Raw genomic sequence first — 19,199 nt, forward strand, 5'->3', positions numbered from 1 at the left:
CCATCCTACCAAACAGACCCCGTGAAGCCGCGAGAAAACGCCCGTTTGAGGCACTTTTCCATGCCCGGAGGCCGTATTTGCCTCCCTAGCCGTAAGTATCGCGTGGACCACGCCCTGGGATCGACCTGGGGCCTCTTTTCCAGGAGGGTGCTCCGGGGCCCTGGAAACGGATCGTGTCGACACCGGCGTCGGGATAGCGTTCGGCGATGCGGACGAGGATCTCATGGCGCATGTGCCGGAGTTGCGTCGCCCAGGCCGTGGACTGGCATTGGACGATCAGGACGCCGTCCGCGATCGACACCGGTTCGGAGTATCTGGCGGTGTCCTCGCCGCACAACTCCGCCCAGTTCCCGAGGACCTCGTGCTGGGCGAGCGGCGAGTTCCACCCGAGTCCGGCGGTCAGTGAATCGATGACCGTCCCGAGGCCCTTCGGGTCGCGACCGACACCGTACGGCACCGAGTCCTGCGGCCCCTCGGCCGAGCGTTCGCGGCGCTTGCGATCACGGGAGACCCGTTCGCCGCCGAAGATCTCCTTGAACCGGAGGTACACCGTGGCGGAGAGTTCCCCCGCCGGGTCGGCGTCCCGTCCGAGTCGCCGCGGCTCAGTCATGCGTCGACTCCGTGGGGCTCACGAAGGAGGCCGCCTCGTCCGGACCGTCCACGATCCGTCCGGCCTCGATGCGCACGACGTGCGCGGTGAACCGTTCGGGGACGTCGTCGAACACGGCCGCGGTGATGATGACCTGGTCGTACTCCGCGACCGCGGCCGCGAGGCGTTCCCGGCGACGCGAATCGAGCTCGGCGAAGACGTCGTCGAGGATGAGCACCGGATCGCCGAGGGACGAGTCGGCCCGGAGGAGCTCGGCCGAGGCGAGTTTGGCGGCGAGCGCGAACGACCACGATTCACCGTGGCTCGCGTACCCCTTGACCGGCAGCCCGTTGAGACCGAAGAACACGTCGTCGCGGTGCGGTCCGACGAGCGTCAGGCCCCGCTCGAGCTCGGCCGACCGGCGCTGCGCGAGCGCCGCACGGAACCGTTCCGCGATGCGCGCCAGATCGACGGGGGCGCCCGGCTCCACGCCCTCCGTGGGATCGGCGGCTGCCGACTCGTCCTCGGCATCGGTGCCGGCGATACTGAGCACGGGCAGGAGGACCGGTCGGTGATCGTCGCCGGCCACGGCCTCGTACGCTCCGCGCAGTGGTCCACCGAGCATGGCCAGGAGCTGCAGACGTTCGGCGATGATCTCCGTGCCGTACTGCACGAGTCGGTCGTCCCAGAGGTCGAGCGTCGCCAGGGGCCCGGATTTCAGCCCACGCGCCCTCGCCGATTTGAGGAGCGAGTTCCGCTGCTTCAGGGAGCGGTCGTAGTCGGCCATCACGCCGGCCAGCCGGGGGATCCGCTGCACGAGGAGCTGGTCGATGAACCGCCGGCGCGCCGACGGGTCGCCGCGGACGATCAGGAGGTCCTCCGGGGCGAACAGCACGGTGGACACGTATCGCGGCAGTTCGCGCGGCTTGATCTGGGACCGGTTCACCTGGGCGCGGTTGGCCGAACCCCGGTTGAGCTGCACCTCGGCGAGCAGCTCACGACCGTCGTGCACGATGCGCGCCCTGATGATCGCCGCGTCGGCACCGTGTCGGATGAGCGCCTGCTCGGAGGAGACCCGATGGGACCCGAGGCTGCTGAGGTATCCGATCGCCTCGACGAGGTTGGTCTTGCCCTGGCCGTTGCGACCCACGAACAGATTGGGTCCGGGTTCGAGCGCCACGTCGACCACCGCGTAGTTGCGGTAGTCGGTGAGATTCAAGTGCCGCACGATCACCACGTCACCCTACCGCCTCGCCCTGACGCCGAACGGGTCGGGGCGCCGTCGGACGTCTGAGCGCGCCCGTCACGACGACGCAGGGTGAACGAAATCGACCCTCCAGCGAAGCGGAATGCTCCGGGAGGGTCGATTTCGTTCGTCAGGAGACGTCGTGTCGTCAGTCGTCGGCCTTCTTGACCGCGTGACCGCCGAACTGGTTGCGGAGTGCCGCGACCGCCTTCATGGCCGGCGAGTCCTCCTGGCGCGACACGAAGCGGGCGAAGATCGATGCCGAGATGGTCGGGACGGGCACCGCGTTCGCGATGGCCTCCTCGATCGTCCAGCGGCCCTCGCCCGAGTCCTCGACGTAGCCCTCGATCTGCTCGAAATCAGGGTCCTCCTCGAGGGCGCGGACGAGCAGCTCGAGCAGCCAGGACCGCACGACGGTCCCGCGCTGCCAGGCCTTGAAGGTGCCCGGGACGTCCTTGATGATGTCTTCGCGCTTGTCCAGGAGCTCGAAGCCCTCGGCGTACGCCTGCATGAGCGCGTACTCGATGCCGTTGTGCACCATCTTCGCGTAGTGGCCGGCGCCGACCTCTCCGACGTGGACGAAGCCCTCATCGCGCGGGCCTTCAGGACGCAGCGCGTCGAAGACGGGCATGACCCGCTCCACCTGCTCCTTGGAACCGCCGACCATGAGGCCGTAGCCGTTGTCGACACCCCAGACACCGCCGGAGACGCCGGCGTCGATGTAGTCGATGCCCTTCGCCGACAGCAGTTCAGCGTGCTTGAAGTCGTCCGTGAAGCGGCTGTTGCCGCCGTCGATGACCAGGTCGCCGGCCTCGAGCAGGCCGTTCAGCTCCTCGACGACGGAGTCGGTGATGGCCCCGGCGGGGACCATGACCCAGACCGTGCGAGGTGCCGGGAGCGCAGCGACGAGGTCGCTGATCGTCGCGACGTCGGTGACATCGGGGTTCCGGTCGAAACCGGTGACCTCGATGCCGTTCGCACGCAGGCGCGTGCGCATGTTGTTGCCCATCTTGCCGAGACCGACGAGACCGATGTGCATGGAGGATCCTTTGCGTGTCAGCGCAGCAGCAGGTTCGGCTGCAGCAGGTACTTGTAACTGTCGGCACCCGGCTGATCCTTGGAGGATTGGCTCGTGATGAGCATGGGTCCCGGCTTGTTCGTGTTCTCCGTCTTCGTGAACGAGAACCGCACATACTCGCTCCGGACCGCGGTCAGACCGTCGATCAGGAACTGCGGCTTGAGAGAGAGCACGATGTCGTCGCCGGTGAGGAGGGCGTCGATGCCCTCAGATGCCTGCGCCTGCTCGGATCCGACGGCCTCGAGCGTGAGGCCGTCGATGGTGAAGGTGAAGCGGAGGGCCGCTTCGCGCTCGAGGACGAGCGACATACGCCTGGTCGCCTCGATGAGTTCCGCGGTGTTGATGATCGCGTAGTTGTCGGTCGTCTCGGGGAAGAGCCGCTTGACCGGCGGGAAGTTGCCCTTGATCAGCAGCGAGGTGACCGTCTTGCGGTCAGCCCGGAACGCGATGAGCTCGCGGTCGTCGCGATTCGTGATCGCGACGTTGATGTTGCCGCTGTGGCCGAAGGTCTTGCCGACCTCCTGGAGCGTGCGGGCCGGCACGAGGGCCGTGATCGTCTCGCTGGAACCGTCGCCCTGGCCCGAGTCCCAGTCGATCTCGCGCACCGCGACCCGGTAGCGGTCGGTCGCGACGAGGCTGAGGCTCGTCTTGGAGACCTCGAGCTGCACGCCGGTGATGACCGGGGTCACGTCGTCGCGGCTTGCCGCGACGGCCACCTGGCTCACTGCAGTGGCGAACTCGTCGGCGGGCACGAGACCGAAGTCGGCGTCGACCTGCGGGATCGTCGGGTACTCCTCGACGGGCATCGATCCGAGCGTGAACCGGGCTGAACCACAGGTGACCTCGATGCGGTTCTCGACCTTGCTGAACCGGACGGGCGCGTTCGGGAGTCGGCTGGCGATCTCCGAGAGCAGCCGGCCGTTGACGAGTGCCGTACCGGCCTCCTCGACTTCGGCTGCGATTCCGGTCTGGCTGGACACCTCGTAGTCGAAGGAGGACAGGATGAGACCGTCGTCACCGGCTTCGATGAGGATGCCGTTGAGGATCGGCAGCGTCGGGCGCTGCGGGAGCAGCTTCACTGCGAACGAGACGGCTTCGCTGAATACATCCCGGTTGACGCTGAATCGCACGACAAGTCCCCTGTCTCTGGCTCTCGATGACGTCACCAATGCTAGTGGGTCTGCTTCCGGGGTCGAGTGGGACGAGGTGCTGTGGAGAAGCGAGCCTAGGGAAAGGTTGTTTGGCGGAGAGATCATTGAATTAACGGTTAACAGTCTTAACCGGTGTGGAAACTGTGGATAAGTCCGCCGAACCCGCTCGAACACAGGGAACTACATGTGTGTAACTTGGTGGCGGCCTGTGGAGAGAACGACGCGAGGGTGTGGGACGCGGAGGCGGGTGAACGGTGTTCACTCACAAGCGTGCCCGGAGCTTCCACATCCCTCCACAGGTTATCCACAGGGCTGCGAGGCCGGAATGTGGACAGATCGGACGCGGATCATGTCGTCGAATGAGCGCTCGTCGTCGCCTGATGAACGAAATCGGCCCCTTGAGCGCACCGAGTGCGTCGAGGGGCCGGAAACGTTCATCAGGACGCCTCAGGCGCCGTAGCGGAGGTTCTGCTTGATGCGGCTCGTGAGCTCGGTCACCTGGTTGTAGATCGAGCGCTTCTCCTGCATGAGGTCGGTGATCTTCCGGTTGGCGTACATGACCGTCGTGTGGTCCCGGTTGCCGAACAGCTGACCGATCTTCGGGAGCGAGAGGTTCGTGAGCTCGCGACAGAGGTACATCGCGATCTGCCGCGCCGTCGCCACGGCCTGCGACCGACTCGAGCCGTACAGGTCGTCGACCGAGAGCTTGAAGTAGTCGGCCGTGGTGTTGATGATGTCGATCGGCGAGATGACGTTGTCGTCGTCGAGGCTGATGACGTCCTTCAGCACCGTCTGGGCCAACGTCATGTCGACGGCGGTCCGGTTCAGGCTCGCGAATGCGACGACCCGGATGAGCGTGCCCTCCAGCTCACGGATGTTGCTCGACACCTTGGTGGCGATGAATTCGAGGACCTCGTCCGGGATGTGCAGCTTCTCGTTCTGCGCCTTCTTGCGCAGGATCGCGATGCGCGTCTCGAGGTCGGGAGCCTGGACGTCGGTGATGAGTCCCCACTCGAAGCGTGAACGCATCCGCTCTTCGAAGCCGGTGAGCGCCTTCGGGGGCAGGTCGCTGGTGATGACCACCTGCTTGTTGTGATCGTGCAGGGTGTTGAAGGTGTGGAAGAACGCCTCCTGCGTCTCCGCCTTGCCCTGGAGGAACTGGATGTCGTCGATCAGCAGGATGTCGATGTCGCGGTACCGCGACTGGAAGAACGAGCCGCGGTTGTTGGCGATCGAGTTGATGAAATCGTTCGTGAACTCCTCGCTGGACACGTACCGGACGCGGATCCCCGCGTAGAGGTTCATCGCGTAGTGGCCGATGGCGTGGAGGAGGTGGGTCTTGCCGAGCCCGGAGTCGCCGTACACGAACAGTGGGTTGTAGGCCTTCGCCGGCGCTTCGGCCACGGCGACCGCGGCCGCGTGCGCGAACCGGTTGGACTGGCCGATGACGAAGTTGTCGAAGCTGTACTTCGGGTTGAGTCGGGTGTCGTTCTCGCGCGCCGGCAGCGTGGGCGTCGGGGTCAGCTGCGGCTGCGGCGACTCGAGCGGTGCCGGGTCGATGTGCTGGAAGCCGGTCTGCTCGTACCGTTCCTCGACGATGTCGGGGTTGACGACGATCGCGTAGTTGCCGACGGGACCGCCGTCGACGATGGACGCGAGTGCGGCGAGGATCGGTGCCCGCATGCGCTGGTTGAGCATGCCCATCGTGAACTCGTTGGGCACCTCGAGGTAGAAGGTGCCGCCCATGATGCCCTTGGGGACGATGAGGTTGAGGAACCCGCGGAGTGGCGGGGTGATGCGGTCGTCGACGGAGAGGATCTCGAGCACCGATTGCCAGGTCTCAGCGATCGCATCGTCGGCGTCCGACATAGTTCTCCCCACACATACTCACAGGTTCATCCACAGGCTCTCCCCTGAGTATTCGGGGCTGAGCGCGGTGCTATCCACACGCTGTGCATAACCCGAGGGCTTACGCTAACAACACGTCGCCCCAGTCCCAAATCACTGTACGGCCGCCCTGCGTGTCACTGCTACAATTTCTGAGAATCCTGTGGATAATCATTCGTTTGGGCGCCGCTGGTTTGACCTTCGCGCGAGTAGACCGTAGGTTTAATCAGTTGACTTCTGCCCACGGGCACCCTTCCGTACCCTGCTGCCACCTGTGCAGTGGTGGGTCATGATCCGGAGATCGTAATTATGAGCAAGAGAACCTTCCAGCCGAACAACCGTCGTCGCGCCAAGAAGCACGGCTTCCGTCTGCGCATGCGCACGCGTGCCGGCCGCGGCATCCTGTCGGCTCGTCGCGCCAAGGGCCGCACCGAACTCTCCGCGTAGAGCCGTCGTGCTCGAGCGTGCGAGCCGGATCACGTCCGGCGACGACTACCGAGGGGTAGTTCGTCGCGGGTCCCGGTTCGTCGGCGAGCACACGGTCATGTACGTACGCATGAACCCGAAGGGCGGACAGCCGCGCTTCGGGTTCATCGTTGCGAAAACGGTCGGTAACGCAGTGACCCGCAATCTCGTCAGACGTCGCCTGAAGGCCATCTGCCACGACAGCGTCGTTCAGGCTGCCCACGGCGCTGACGTGGTCATCCGAGCACTGCCGTCTGCAGCAACGGCGCCGTTCGCCTCGCTCCATGCCGAGGTCGATCGTGCCTTCGCCAAACGCGGCGTCATCGTCGAGGCTTCGGACGCGCACCGATGAACGGCGTCCTCGCTGCCACCTGCCTCGCGCCCCGCAATGCTGCGGTGCTGGCGCTCCGCGGGTATCGCGCCGCGATCTCCCCGCTGTACGGCGACGTCTGCCGGTATTACCCCAGCTGTTCCGCGTACGCTCTGGGAGCGGTGCAGCAACACGGTGTCGTCGTCGGTTCGGCGATGGCAGCGGCCCGCATCGCGAGATGCCACCCCTGGGCTGCACCTCGTTTCGACGAGGTACCACCCAAGAAGAACTTTCGGTACAGCGTCACTTCTCACGGATTTGTCGTGCAACCGAGCCACGGAAAGGGCTGACCCGCACCTATGGACATCATCGGCACAATTCTCTGGCCGCTCAAATGGGCGGTCGAGCTGCTCCTCGTGGGCTGGCACCTGCTGTGGACGGCCATCGGACTCGACCCCGCGGCCGGTCTCACCTGGGTCCTCTCGATCGTCGGGCTCGTCCTCGTCGTCCGTGCCGCGCTCATCCCCCTGTTCATCAAGCAGATCAAGAGCCAGCGCAAGATGCTCGAGATCGCGCCGCAGATGAAGAAGGTGCAGGAGAAGTACAAGGGCAAACGCGACCAGGCCAGCCGCGAGGCGATGTCCCGCGAGACGATGGAGCTGTACAAGAAGCACGGCACCTCCCCCGTCAGCGGATGTCTGCCGCTGCTCGTCCAGATGCCGATCTTCTTCGCTCTGTTCTCCGTGCTCAACGACGCCCAGAAGAGCAAGGCCGGCGTCGGTCCCCTGAACGAGACCCTCGCCGTGCAGTTCGGCGACGCGAACCTGTTCGGGATCGCTCCGCTGCACACGAGCATGCAGGCGGCACTCGCCGGCAACCCGGTCAACTGGGCGGTCGTCATCATCGCCGCCGTCATGGTCATCCTCATGTGCGCGTCGCAGTTCATCACGCAGCTGCAGATCGTGTCGAAGAACATGTCGGCCGAGACGAAGGCCAGCCCGCAGTTCAAGCAGCAGCGGATCCTCCTCTACATCCTGCCCTTCGTGTTCCTCTTCTCCGGCTTCGCCTTCCCGCTCGGCGTCATGTTCTACTGGCTGACGTCCAACGCGTGGACGATGGTGCAGCAGTTCCTCGTCATCCGGAACATGCCGACGCCTGGTTCCGACGCTGCGAAGGCTCGTGAGGAGCGTCTCGCGCGGAAGGGCAAGCTCATGACGCCGAACGGCGACGTCATCTCGATCTCCGAGGCGCCGGTACCCGAGAAGAAGACCCCGACGCAGCGCCAGCAGCCCATGGGCAAGGCGCGTGCGAAGAAGCAGCAGACCGACGGACGAGACAAGTAGGAGTATCGGTGACTGACCAGGAACTGGCCCCGGCCCAGGACGAAGCACCCACCATCACGCAGCTCGAAGAAGAGGGCGACGTCGCAGCGGACTACATCGAGGAGTTCCTCGACATCTGCGACATCGATGGCGACATCGACATCGATGCCCGCAATGGTCGTGCGTACGTGTCGATCGACTCCCCCACGGAGAGCAACCTGCGTCTCCTGTCGCGTCCCGACACGGTCAACGCGCTGCAGGAGCTGACCCGCCTAGCTGTTCAGAACCGTACCGGTGGCTTCTCCCGGCTCATCCTCGACATCGGCGGATCCCGCGAAGCGCGTCAGCAGGAGCTCGGCGCCCTCGTGGAGCGAGCGGTCGAGCGCATCGAGGCTGGTTCCACCGAGGCGGCACTCCCCCCGATGTCGAGCTACGAGCGCAAGCTCGTCCACGACATCGTGTCGGCTCGCGGCTTCGTGTCCGAGTCGCACGGCGAAGGCCGCGACCGTCACACCGTCATCACCCGCGGCTGACGCGGCCTGATCGTTTCACGTGAAACTGCGATGACTGACGTGCCTGCAGGACTCGAACCGGAACCGGCGGAAGCGTCCGAGTTGTTCGGTGACCGGATCGATGTCGGTCGTGCATTCGCCGCGAACCTGGCGGAGTTCGGTGAGCCACTCGGGCTGATCGGGCCCCTGGAGCTTCCGCGTCTCTGGACGCGCCACATCCTCAACAGCGTGATTGTGGCTCCGCTCCTTCGTCCCGGCAGAGTCGGGGATGTCGGCACTGGCGCGGGGCTGCCTGGACTGGTCCTCGCGATCGCCCGGCCGGACGTCGAGTTCGTGCTCATCGAGCCGATGGAACGTCGAGTCGCCTGGCTCAACGATCAGGTCGGAGTCCTCGGGCTCGAGAACGTCACCGTCGTGCGAGCGCGCGCTGAGGAGGTTCGTCTTGATGAGCCCCTCGACCAGGTGACCGCGCGCGCGGTCAGTGCGCTCCGCAAGTTGCTCCCCCTCACCGCTCCCCTGCTTCGGGACGGCGGAGAGCTGGTCCTCATGAAGGGTGCCGGCGCGCAGGCGGAGGTCGATGCATCGACCAAGGAGCTTCGCAAGTACCGGGTCTCCGGTGTCGAGGTTCGAACGCTTGGCGAGGGCGTTCTCGCGGAGCCGACCCGAGTCATCGTTGGAACCGTCCGCGGCTGAGGTCAGTCGGGAACGCTCGGGGCCTCCGCGAGGGGCACCGCAGACAATCTTCCGCGGCTTGCGAGCTCTCGGGAGAATGGCTCCTGACGAACCGGCCCGGAACCTGCGGCCAATTCAGAGGTCCTGAGTTCGTCAGGAACGATTCTCCGGTCTAATTTGACACGAATCTGGGGTGCCGGGTGGGCCGGATTCGAGTGTTTTCTGACGTTTGCCAGCGGTAATGCTTCTGGTATCTCATATATGTTCTTCACTTGGCCTGTAGCCCCAGTCTTGTGACGCGGCGCCGGCACCGCGATCGACGGGCGGCGATGCTCCGCGCTTCGGTGGTCGGCGCCCCCAGACGTCGATGCTGTTGTGCGCGGTGGCCGGCCAGCTAGCTGCCCCCTCGGAGATGACGGACGAGTGCGGGTGGCAACGGTGGACCTCCCAGGTTGGTGATCCGGTCGGGCGTGTCAGTGATCTGTGGCCTTCGTTCGAACCCCGGGTAGGTCCGAGGCGTTCCTTGGTTGCAGGGAAGATGCGTCACCCCGTCCCCGTCCCACACGTTCAACTGACTCGCGGGGGTGCATCACGTGGCGGACCTGTCGTTGGAGAACTGCTGCGAGATGCGCATTCCGCCAGTTTCCTATGTGCCTGCGGGCCGACTGGCGCCCGACCGTCGGCAGGCTCATGTGCACCGGCGGGTCGGCGCTGGCTGAGGTGTGGGTGAGCTGCCGGCCGAAGAAGGAGAGGATGGTCGGCCTGTTGCTATCGCGTGCGTCGAAGGCGCCCCGGTCTTGGAGGCTCTGGCGCCGTGCGGTGCGGTCACGCCGGAGCCCCTGCTGCTACTCCGAGCGCTTTCCCCGACGGGGCTGCGACGCACGGTGCACGGCGGCCACTCGGCGTAACGATGTGTCGAAGTGCGCCGGCGCTGCGGAGGTCGTGCTCGTGACTCCTGTCAGCTTGGAATGAGCTGGTGTACTTCCGACTGACGATGCATGGTTCTGCGCCCAGATAGGCTCGGCGGAGCGTGCTTGCCGCCGGAAGGATGAGATTGAGCGACGTTTCACGTGGAACGTGGGACGATGCCACTCGCTTGAGTTCTTCGTTTTCAGGAGTGGTTCCTATCGGCCTGGAGTCGTGTGTGCCAGTTCACTCAGTGAGTGCGCTCCCAGGCCGTCGTGCCGGGACCGCCGCGGTGTTCGATGTTTCACGTGGAACATGGGTGGCGGTCTGCTCCTGCGCGGCTGTAGCGCGGCGGTGGAGACAAGTTGAGTTCGACGAGCACAGGGCGCGGTAGCAGGCTGGCCTGCGCTCGAGACCACCCCATCCGTTGCGTTGGTCCTGTCGAGAGTGTTTCACGTGAAACAGCGGGCGGGTACGACGGACCGCGTGTGGGATCGGACCGGTTGCGTGATGCTTCGTCGCTACCGCTCCCCCACTGTCGGATCACCCCGGTGAGGCGGACAGCGGGCTGTGGCCAGAGGCTGGAAAGGCGCCTATCGATGTGAGCCGCGGGACGGCTCGGCGTGCACGGAGTCTTGGTTTCACGTGAAACGCTGGCGCGGACTTGCGCCAGTCGTACAGCTCTCCACCATACGAGCGCGTGGAGATAGCGCCTGTGGATAACTCTGTGGACAGTTCTCGCACGTAGCCGGAGGAACCGGCGATCCTCCGTGAAGAACCGGGCCCCAACCGGCGTACCACCGAACTGTGGTCAACACGCACCGGGGCAAGAGCCTGGACGTACTGGACCCGGCGTGGGGCGATCGGGTGCGAACTTCCGCGGAAAGACGCGGATCTCTGACTGATTGCAGAGGCACTTCCCCCATGGTTGTCAACATACGTCCGCCGGGCTCGTCTCGTGTTGATCTGACCAGCTTCGACCTGCACGCCCGAGGCGCACGCGGTTCCGCGGCATCGGGTATCTCGGAGCCCTGTGGATAACCCTGTGGAAGAGAGAGGGCGAGGCGTCCCTTCTGGGCGCCATGCGGGGCGATCGACGACATGCGGGTGTCGCGAAACGGCGCTCGAGGGCCGCGACGCTTCCACACTCCCCCGATCGCTGTCGGAGATCGCTCCCCTGGCGTCAGCCCACGCTGGTACGGTTGAAGTACACGTTTCGAGCAAGAAGGTTTCACGTGAAACAACCCGAACCAACGCATTCCGCGGCTCCCGAGCGCGACTCCGTTGGTAGCGCCTTCGACGCGTCCACGCCGTTGGCTCGCGAGCTCCATCATCTGACTGAGAGGCGTAAAGCCTTGGCTCACGCAACCTTGCCGACGCCCGACCACACTCGGGTCTTCACGGTCTCCAACCAGAAGGGTGGAGTCGGCAAGACGACGACCACCGTCAACATCGGCGCCGCCCTCGCCCGTTCGGGTGCACGTGTCCTCGTGATCGATCTGGATCCCCAGGGGAACGCGTCCACCGCACTCGGCGTCGAGCATCACTCGGATGTCCCGAGTGTCTACGACGTCCTGATCGACGACTTCCCCCTAGCCGATGTCGTCCAGCAGAGCCCCGAGTTCCCCACGCTCTTCTGCGCTCCCTCGACGATCCATCTCGCCGGCGCGGAGATCGAACTCGTGTCACAGGTCGCGCGTGAGCACCGTCTCCGCACGGCCCTCGAACAGTTCATCCAGGACGCCGAAGAGCCGTTCCACTATGTCTTGATCGATTGCCCGCCGTCCCTCGGACTCCTGACGATCAATGCCTTCGTCGCGGCCAAGGAAGTCCTCATCCCCATCCAGTGCGAGTACTACGCGCTCGAGGGATTGAGTCAGCTCCTCAGTAGCATCCAGCTGATCCAGCGGCACCTGAACCCAGGGCTCGCCGTCAGCACCATCCTCCTGACGATGTACGACGGGCGCACCAACCTCGCGCAGCAGGTGGCTCAGGACGTCCGAGACCATTTCACCGGGCAGGTCCTCGAGTCGGTCATCCCACGAGCGGTGCGTATCTCTGAAGCCCCCAGCTTCGGGCAGAGCGTCATCAGCTACGACCCCACGTCGCTCGGCGCGGTGTCCTATCTCGAAGCAGCGGCGGAGATCGCCAACCGATGGGCCGCAGGCTCCTCCGATACACCCGATACGAACCACCCTGAGGGAGTCAGTCACTGATGGCAACGAAACGAACTGGACTCGGTCGCGGGATCGGTGCACTCATTCCGACGACGAGTTCAGACTCGCAGGCGAACCGTCCCGTCGACGTCTTCTTCCCCGACAACCAGGGCACTGCCCGCAAGGCAGCGAAGGACGCGGCTACCGCCGCTGCGGACGCCGCCGCAGCAGAGGCGGCGGCAGCTGACGCCCCCACTGCACCGGACGCCGCTGCGACCACGGCAGATGGGCCGCAGCTCGTGGCCGTCCCCGGTGCCCGGTTGGCGTACCTCTCCCCCGAACTGATCGTGCCGAACGCCAACCAGCCGCGCACGGTCTTCGATGAGGACCACCTCGCCGAACTCGTCACGAGCATCCGTGAGGTCGGCGTACTGCAGCCGATCGTGGTCCGGCCGATCCCTGGCGACGACGAGCGATACGAACTCATCATGGGTGAGCGGCGTCTTCGCGCTTCGAAGGAGGTGGGTCTCGACCGCATCCCCGCGATCATCAAGGACACCGCCGACGAGGACATGCTGCGCGATGCGCTGCTCGAGAACCTGCACCGATCCGAGCTGAATCCGCTCGAGGAGGCTTCTGCATACCAGCAGCTCCTGGCCGACTTCGGAATCACCCAGGACGAACTTGCCAACCGCATCGGTCGTTCCCGCCCCCAGATCAGCAACACCATCCGCCTGCTCAAGCTGCCGGCGGCCGTGCAGCAGCGCGTGGCTGCCGGTGTGCTGAGCGCCGGACATGCTCGCGCCATCCTGTCGCTGACCGATCCTGAGGCACAGCAGCGCTTGGCCGACAAGATCGTGAACGAGGACCTGTCGGTTCGCGCGGCCGAGGCTGCTGCGGCTCAGGGCGTTCAGGCGAAGAAGCCGCGTCCGGTGGCCGGATCGCGTCGTGGACAACTCGATGAGATCGCAGACCGCCTCGGCGACCGCCTGAACACCCGCGTGAAGGTGACGCTCGGTGCGAAGAAGGGGCAGATGGTCGTGGAGTTCGCGACCATCGCCGACCTCAACCGCATCCTGAGCGAGCTTGGGGAGTCAGGATTCGGTCAGTCTTCCTGACGCTGTTTCACGTGAAACATGGGCCAGTCGGCCGCGGGGTACCGTATGCCCTTCGACAAGCTCAGGGACCAAGGCGGCGGAATCCGTGGATTGGCGGACGGCCGCCCCATCTCGGTTACTGAGCCTGTCGAAGTGCCGCGCGCGTGCTCTGTGATTGATAAGACCTGATCAGAGCGATAATTCGGGATGTTTCACGTGAAACACCCCGACAACGAAGAACCGCCCGGCTCGAATGAGCCGGGCGGTTCAGTGGTTCAGAAAAACCTGATCAGGCGAGGAAAGCTGCGAGATCCTTCTCGAGTGCGGCCTTCGGCTTGGCGCCGATGACGGTCTGCACGACCTCGCCACCCTTGAACACCTTCATCGCGGGGATGGAGGTGATCTGGTACTTCATGGCCAGGTTCGGGTTCTCGTCGACGTTCAGCTTGAGAACGGTGATCTTGTCGCTGTTCTCGGAGCCGATCGTGTCGAGGATCGGGCCGACCGCGCGACACGGACCGCACCAGGCGGCCCAGAAGTCGACGAGGACGGGCTTGTCGCTGTTGATGACCAGTTCGTCGAACGTGGCCTCGGTGACTGCATCTGACATGAGTGTTCTCCTTCGTGGTGGCCAGGCCGACAGCCTGGCCGTCGATCAAACGGTGGTGGTGAGCACGGGGTCGGCCGGCTGCGGACGACCGGCCGTCTGTGCTTCGCCGATGGCCGACGCTTCCCCAGCAGCCTGCTCGAGGTCTGCGAGGTAGTGCTCCGCGTCGAGGGCGGCGATGGTGCCGCTGCCGGCTGCGGTGATGGCCTGTCGGTACGTGGGGTCGATGACGTCGCCCGCGGCGAAGACGCCGGGGAGGTTGGTCTTCGACGAGCGGCCCTTGACGGCGATCGTGCCCTCGGGGGCGAGCTCCAGCTGGCCGTGGATGAGGTGTGTGCGCGGGTCGTTGCCGATCGCGATGAAGAGGCCACCGAGCGGCAGGTGTGTCTCGGTGCCGTCGGTGGTCGAGCGCAGCGTCACGCCGTCGACCGCGTCGGCGCCGGTGATGCCGGCGACTTCGCTGTTCCAGATGAACTCGATCTTCTCGTTCGCGAACGCACGGTCCTGCATGATCTTCGACGCGCGCAGGGTGTCCTTGCGGTGGATGACGTACACCTTCGACGCGAACCGTGTGAGGAAGGTGGCCTCCTCCATGGCGCTGTCGCCGCCGCCGATGACCGCGATCGTCTTCTCCTTGAAGAAGAAGCCGTCGCAGGTGGCGCACCAGGACACACCGTGGCCGGAGAGTCGCTCTTCGTCGTGCAGGCCGAGCTTGCGGTAGGCGGAGCCGGTGGCGAAGATCACGGTGTGGGCCTCGTGCACCTGTCCGTTGCCGAGGGTGACCGTCTTGACGTCGCCGTCGAGCTTGAGCTCGGTGACGTCGTCGTAGAGGACCTCGGTGCCGAACCGCTCTGCCTGCTCCTGGAGCTTCATCATGAGCTCGGGGCCCTGGATGCCCTCGGGGAAGCCGGGGAAGTTCTCGATCTCAGTGGTGTTCATGAGCTCGCCGCCGGCCTCGACCGATGACGCGACGAGCAGCGGCTGCAGCGAGGCGCGGGCAGCGTAGATCGCCGCCGTGTAGCCGGCGGGTCCTGATCCGATGATGATGACCTGACGCACGATGCTCCTCAGTGGTTCGTGGGCTCCCGGACCAGGTGGGTTCCGGGGTTCCGAGTGGTGTAACACATCCTAACCGGCCGCTATTCCGCTCCCCCCGGGACCTCGGGCAGCTCTCAGCCGGTGTGCGTGAGGTGGCGTCGACCCGTGGGTGTCAGCGCCCGAACCGGGCGAGGACGGGCGCCAAGGCCGCCTTGAGCTCCGGCGTGCGGAGGAGGGCGAGCACCGCGAGGTACACGGCGGCCATCGCCGCCCCGACGACGGCCATGGTGACGATGGCGCCGGGGATCGTGGCCGTCGGGAACCCCTCTTCGCTGACACCGCCGAGCAGCAGCAGCACGACGACTCCGACCACAGCTGCAGGCACGGCGGCGGCGATGAACCGGACCAGGCTTAGGACGATACGTCGGCCGTCGAGACCCCCCAGCCGGCGCCGGAGCAGCAGTGCGGCGACCACGGTCTGTGCAATGCACGCGATCGTGATGGCGAGCGCGACGCCGGCACCCACCAGATGCGGTGGGAGGACCAGGAGCACGATCAGCGCCAGGAGGACGAACAGGAGGGTCTGGAACAGGGTGAAGAAGAAGGGCGTCTTCGTGTCTCCGAGGGCGTAGAACGCGCGCTGGAGGACGAAGAGGATGCAGAAAGGCACGAGTCCGATCACGAACGCGATGATGATGCCGCCCATCGCCTGCGCCTGTTCGAACGTCTCGGCGAAGACACTGCCGAACGGCACGGCGACCACCATGATGACGGCCGCTGCGAGCACGATGAGGACGCTCACGACGCGGATGGCCCCGGAGATGTCGGCCTGCAGCCGCTGGATGTCCCGTCCGCGATCGCGTGTGCCCTGCGCGTGCTCGCTCATCCGCGTGAAATAGGCCGTCGCGATCGAGACGGTGATGATCGAGTGCGGGAGCATGAAGATCAGCCAGGCGTAGTTGAGGATCGCGACCGAGGGTCCCTTATCGCTCACGGAGGCGACGATCTGGGTCTCGACGATCCCCGCACCGGTCGTCAGGAGCAGCATGCCGAAGGTCCAGCTGGCGATCCGCCCGGTGGCGCGGAGGCCGACGCCTCGCCACTGGAAGTCCGGTCGGAAACGCAGTCCGGCCCGACGCCAGAACAGCATGAGGAAGGCGGCCTGGACGACGACGCCGAGGGTCGCGGAGCCTGCGAGGAGCACCGTTCGACCGTCGGTCCACTCACTGACCGCGAGGTCGCCGCGGCCGTACAGCGTGATGAAGGCGATCAGCCCGGCGATCGCGATGACGTTGTTGAGCACCGGTGCCCAGGTGAACGGCCCGAACATCTTGCGTGCGTTCAGGACCTCGCCGAGGACGGTGTAGAGCGCGTAGAACAGGATCTGCGGGAGACACCAGTAGGCGAACGCCGTCGCGAGCGCGAATTGATCAGGCGACAGCGTCGCGGCGACGATGAACACGAACACGGGTGCGAGCAGGGTGATGAGCGCGGTGGCCCCGCCGATGAAGACGAGGGTGATGGTGACGAGCTTGTTGATGTACGCGTTGCCACCGTCGGCATGGATCCCCGCACGGACGATCTGCGGCACGAGCACGGCGCTGAGCACGCCGCCGCCGATGATGACGTAGATCGTGTTCGGGAGCTGGTTGGCGATCGCGAAGGTGTCGCCGATGACCAGGACGCCGATGGCCTGAGCCACGAGGATCGCCTTGACGAAGCCGAGCAGTCGGGAGACGAGGGTTCCCGAGGCGAGGAGCGCGCTCGCCCTGCCGATGCCGTCAGCCATTCGTCTCCTGTCGTCCGGGTGACGACTCTACCGGGGGCTCACCGCCGGGGGGCTGACCGCTGTCCGGAGCATCTGTGGGGGCGGCGGACGTGGCACCCGAGCCGCGTCGCTTGGCTCGTCGGCTCACCACCATGCGGACCACACCGCTGACGAACAGTAGGGCGACGAGCAGGGCGAGGACGACGGCACCGATGCCCTCCCAGTCGGCGCGGACGTTCACGCCCACGAAGGACTGTTCGCCGATCGCCTGCCCGCTGGTGCTGAAGAGTTGCAGACGGAGGGTGACGTCGCCGTTGCCGATCTGCGACTGCACGGGGACGAGCACGGTGGCGCGCGAGTCCGCGGCGATCTCCTGCGTCACGGAACCGGAGATGCTCAACCGACCGTTGCTCGGTGAGGCCTCCATGACCACGGTGACGGGATAGGGCAGGTCGTTGCGCACGGCGAACGGCAGGGACACCTCGCCGCCGACCATGTTGATGCGACTGCTGTCGGTGACGCGCACCGACGCGAGGACCGTGTCCGTCCGTTCCTGCTGCGCGGTGACCGCCGATCCCCAGCCGCCCTCCGCACGCAGCCATCCGGCCGCGAGGCTGGAGAGCAGGGTGGCGCGCTCCCGTCCGGTCAGCAGCTCGGGTTCGTCGAGCACCGAGGAGAAGGCGGTGACGTCCTGTTCCTCGTCGAGGAGGACCTGCACGTCGGACACGCGTTCGCTGTCGGGTGCCATCGCCCCGAGCGTCGCCGCGGCCGGGGGCTCGGCGAGCGTCGCCGCCAGGGAGGTCTGCGCCGTGGCCGGCAGGGAGCGGAGCGCGTTCACGGTGTCGGCGAGGGCGGGCAGGGTCGCGTCCACTCCCCGAGGCAGCACGGCGACGACCGTTCCGCCGGACGAACCCTCGGTGCCGATGGCGGCCGCCCGCGCGTTCACGTCGGCAATGGCGCTCTCGAACGCCGCGTCCGTCGTGGCGGCGGCGGCGTCGCCCAGCGACTCGGCGAGGCCGTGGTCGGCCAGCAGCGTCTGCGCCGTGCCGACCGTCGCCGAGGCGCGCACGGACTGTCCGGTGTCGGTCGTGTTCGCGGAGTCGAGCATCGTGACCGTTCCGCCCGATGCGGCGAAGACGGCGAGATCCGCATCGGTCACCGTGCCTCCCGCCCACACGATGCTGGGGAGCGAGTAACTCCACCTGAGGAGCTCGTCCATCGTCGGAACGGTCGGCACCGCCTGGCCGGGCGTCTCGGAGGGGCTCGGTGTGGGTGTCGGCTCGTCCGACGGAGTGACTGCCGCCGACGGGTCGGACGCCGTGGCCGGCGAGGACCCCGCCTGCGGCGTCGGCTGGACGTCGTCGGGCCCGATGGTCGGCGACCCGGTCGGGGTGGGCGTCTCGGTCGGCTGCACGACGGGGAAGTCGGCGACGTTCAGGGCGAAGGAGAACGAACTCGGGGTCAGCAGTCGGTCGAGGCCGGCTTCGGCCTGTACAGCGGGTTCGGCGTCGCCGTACTGGAGCGCGAACGTCTCGTTCGTTGCGGCCTCGAGGCGGGCGAGCCAGGCGACGGCGCTCTCCGGTGCGCGCGTGCCGAGCGCGCGGACGGACGCGATGATGCGTGGGTCGATCCCGAGCGCGATCTGCTCGCCGAAGAGTGCGTCGAGCTGAGTCGTGAGCGCACCGTCGTCGGCCGTGAGCTCGGCGAGTTCGTCCGCATCGAGGAGTCCGCCGTAGCTGAGGGGCACGGTGAGCGGCGCCACGAGCGCGACGGTGGCTGACGTGGGTTGTCCTTGCGCCCGCCAGACCAGCGCTGTCCGACCTCCGGCTGCGGTGTCACCCGCGACGTAGCCGGCTGAGACACCGTAGGAACCCCACGCGTCTGTGTCGTCGAACCCTAGCGCCGGAGGCGTGAAGTCGAGCCCGCTGACGACGTACTGCTGTCCGGCGATGAGCTCGGGGATGTCGATCGTCCGTACCACGGTGGTGCCGGCGGGCGTCGCAGCGGCGTCCGCCCCGGTCGTGTCGAGCCAGGCGTCGAGCGCCGCGGTGCCCGTGATCCGCGCCGTGGTGACCGCCACGGACACGGAGCCGGCGGGGAGGTCGGCGTCGGTGCCGTTCGTGAGCGTGATGCCGAACGAGGTGAGGGACGAGGGTTCGACCGCTCCTCCGTCGCTCGGGCTCACCTCGACGGACACGAGGCCGTCGGGAGTCGATGCCGTGTTCGCGCTCAGCTCGGGCGAGGCGACTGCGCCGGAACCCGTGGACCATGCGCCGGCGGACACCACGGCGAACGACAGCGCGGCTGCGGCGAGGGCGCTGAGGAGGCGTGGGCGGTGGCGGTGGCGTGTCATGGGCGGTGGGGACGGTCCGCTCGGGCGGAACCGTCCGGTGAC

Annotated in this window: 17 protein-coding genes; 8 read left to right on the forward strand and 9 right to left on the reverse strand. The window is 66.3% G+C overall.

The genetic code is table 11. The annotated features are described in order from the left end of the window. Window positions 1-85: 85 nt before the first annotated feature. From IFT89_RS00265 to dnaA, 5 genes are all read right to left on the reverse strand, one after another. The gene (locus tag IFT89_RS00265; RefSeq protein ID WP_137242931.1) at window positions 86-610 is read right to left on the reverse strand and encodes a DUF721 domain-containing protein; all 525 of its coding nucleotides are present in this window, start codon (window positions 608-610) and stop codon (window positions 86-88) included. Continuing rightward, on the reverse strand, window positions 603-1,823 hold the full coding sequence (gene recF / locus IFT89_RS00270) for a DNA replication/repair protein RecF (RefSeq protein ID WP_137242932.1): 1,221 nt from the start codon (window positions 1,821-1,823) through the stop codon (window positions 603-605). Before recF ends, IFT89_RS00265 begins: the two co-directional genes overlap by 8 nt. Before the next feature lie 160 nt (window positions 1,824-1,983). After that, entirely contained in the window at window positions 1,984-2,874 is an 891-nt protein-coding gene (gnd, locus tag IFT89_RS00275) for a phosphogluconate dehydrogenase (NAD(+)-dependent, decarboxylating) (protein ID WP_056010210.1), read from the reverse strand. 17 nt (window positions 2,875-2,891) lie between these two features. Then, window positions 2,892-4,043 (reverse strand): DNA polymerase III subunit beta, encoded by a 1,152-nt coding sequence (dnaN, locus tag IFT89_RS00280; RefSeq protein WP_064294037.1) that lies wholly within the window; start codon window positions 4,041-4,043, stop codon window positions 2,892-2,894. 468 nt (window positions 4,044-4,511) lie between these two features. Next, window positions 4,512-5,933: a chromosomal replication initiator protein DnaA gene (gene dnaA / locus IFT89_RS00285; protein ID WP_064294038.1), complete on the reverse strand. Its 1,422-nt coding sequence runs from the start codon at window positions 5,931-5,933 to the stop codon at window positions 4,512-4,514. Between the two features lie 327 nt (window positions 5,934-6,260). Between dnaA and rpmH the strand changes: the two genes are divergently transcribed. From rpmH to IFT89_RS00325, 8 genes are all read left to right on the forward strand, one after another. Beyond that, window positions 6,261-6,398 (forward strand): 50S ribosomal protein L34, encoded by a 138-nt coding sequence (rpmH, locus tag IFT89_RS00290; protein WP_056010217.1) that lies wholly within the window; start codon window positions 6,261-6,263, stop codon window positions 6,396-6,398. A gap of 7 nt (window positions 6,399-6,405) precedes the next feature. Continuing rightward, on the forward strand, window positions 6,406-6,768 hold the full coding sequence (rnpA, locus tag IFT89_RS00295) for a ribonuclease P protein component (RefSeq protein WP_137242933.1): 363 nt from the start codon (window positions 6,406-6,408) through the stop codon (window positions 6,766-6,768). Further along, a complete protein-coding gene (yidD, locus tag IFT89_RS00300) occupies window positions 6,765-7,076 on the forward strand; it encodes a membrane protein insertion efficiency factor YidD (protein ID WP_079003764.1) in 312 nt (103 codons plus the stop codon). Before rnpA ends, yidD begins: the two co-directional genes overlap by 4 nt. A 9-nt stretch (window positions 7,077-7,085) precedes the next feature. Beyond that, window positions 7,086-8,069: a membrane protein insertase YidC gene (yidC, locus tag IFT89_RS00305; protein ID WP_064294040.1), complete on the forward strand. Its 984-nt coding sequence runs from the start codon at window positions 7,086-7,088 to the stop codon at window positions 8,067-8,069. An 8-nt stretch (window positions 8,070-8,077) separates the two neighbouring features. Then, entirely contained in the window at window positions 8,078-8,581 is a 504-nt protein-coding gene (locus IFT89_RS00310) for a Jag family protein (RefSeq protein WP_064294041.1), read from the forward strand. Window positions 8,582-8,611: 30 nt separating this feature from the next. After that, window positions 8,612-9,253, forward strand: a complete 642-nt coding sequence (gene rsmG / locus IFT89_RS00315) for a 16S rRNA (guanine(527)-N(7))-methyltransferase RsmG (RefSeq protein WP_191939950.1) — start codon at window positions 8,612-8,614, stop codon at window positions 9,251-9,253. Between the two features lie 2,198 nt (window positions 9,254-11,451). Next, window positions 11,452-12,354: a ParA family protein gene (locus IFT89_RS00320; RefSeq protein WP_274500041.1), complete on the forward strand. Its 903-nt coding sequence runs from the start codon at window positions 11,452-11,454 to the stop codon at window positions 12,352-12,354. Further along, a complete protein-coding gene (locus IFT89_RS00325) occupies window positions 12,354-13,412 on the forward strand; it encodes a ParB/RepB/Spo0J family partition protein (RefSeq protein WP_079704316.1) in 1,059 nt (352 codons plus the stop codon). Before IFT89_RS00320 ends, IFT89_RS00325 begins: the two co-directional genes overlap by 1 nt. Window positions 13,413-13,680: 268 nt before the next feature. On the opposite strand, the gene trxA is transcribed toward IFT89_RS00325, so the two are convergent. From trxA to IFT89_RS00345, 4 genes are all read right to left on the reverse strand, one after another. Beyond that, window positions 13,681-14,001, reverse strand: a complete 321-nt coding sequence (gene trxA, locus IFT89_RS00330) for a thioredoxin (protein ID WP_064294045.1) — start codon at window positions 13,999-14,001, stop codon at window positions 13,681-13,683. A 45-nt stretch (window positions 14,002-14,046) separates the two neighbouring features. After that, window positions 14,047-15,057 carry a thioredoxin-disulfide reductase gene (gene trxB, locus IFT89_RS00335; protein WP_086472471.1) on the reverse strand — a complete coding sequence of 337 codons (1,011 nt, stop codon included), beginning with the start codon at window positions 15,055-15,057 and terminating at the stop codon, window positions 14,047-14,049. A gap of 151 nt (window positions 15,058-15,208) precedes the next feature. Next, a complete protein-coding gene (gene murJ / locus IFT89_RS00340; protein WP_194642858.1) occupies window positions 15,209-16,825 on the reverse strand; it encodes a murein biosynthesis integral membrane protein MurJ in 1,617 nt (538 codons plus the stop codon). After that, window positions 16,818-19,157 (reverse strand): DUF6049 family protein, encoded by a 2,340-nt coding sequence (locus IFT89_RS00345; protein ID WP_202937903.1) that lies wholly within the window; start codon window positions 19,155-19,157, stop codon window positions 16,818-16,820. The genes murJ and IFT89_RS00345 overlap by 8 nt, the downstream gene beginning before the upstream one ends. Window positions 19,158-19,199: the final 42 nt, after the last annotated feature.

Source organism: Plantibacter sp. CFBP 13570 (genome assembly GCF_014841395.1).
In the GTDB taxonomy this organism is placed as follows: Bacteria; Actinomycetota; Actinomycetes; order Actinomycetales; family Microbacteriaceae; genus Plantibacter; species Plantibacter auratus.

Bases quoted from the DNA above. Each gene is read 5' to 3' on its own strand.
- IFT89_RS00265 (WP_137242931.1), bottom strand. From the start codon at position 610: ATGACTGAGCCGCGGCGACTCGGACGGGACGCCGACCCGGCGGGGGAA.
- gnd (WP_056010210.1), bottom strand. From the start codon at position 2,874: ATGCACATCGGTCTCGTCGGTCTCGGCAAGATGGGCAACAACATGCGC.
- dnaA (WP_064294038.1), bottom strand. From the start codon at position 5,933: ATGTCGGACGCCGACGATGCGATCGCTGAGACCTGGCAATCGGTGCTC.
- rpmH (WP_056010217.1), top strand. From the start codon at position 6,261: ATGAGCAAGAGAACCTTCCAGCCGAACAACCGTCGTCGCGCCAAGAAG.
- yidD (WP_079003764.1), top strand. From the start codon at position 6,765: ATGAACGGCGTCCTCGCTGCCACCTGCCTCGCGCCCCGCAATGCTGCG.
- yidC (WP_064294040.1), top strand. From the start codon at position 7,086: ATGGACATCATCGGCACAATTCTCTGGCCGCTCAAATGGGCGGTCGAG.
- rsmG (WP_191939950.1), top strand. From the start codon at position 8,612: ATGACTGACGTGCCTGCAGGACTCGAACCGGAACCGGCGGAAGCGTCC.
- IFT89_RS00325 (WP_079704316.1), top strand. From the start codon at position 12,354: ATGGCAACGAAACGAACTGGACTCGGTCGCGGGATCGGTGCACTCATT.
- trxA (WP_064294045.1), bottom strand. From the start codon at position 14,001: ATGTCAGATGCAGTCACCGAGGCCACGTTCGACGAACTGGTCATCAAC.
- murJ (WP_194642858.1), bottom strand. From the start codon at position 16,825: ATGGCTGACGGCATCGGCAGGGCGAGCGCGCTCCTCGCCTCGGGAACC.
- IFT89_RS00345 (WP_202937903.1), bottom strand. From the start codon at position 19,157: ATGACACGCCACCGCCACCGCCCACGCCTCCTCAGCGCCCTCGCCGCA.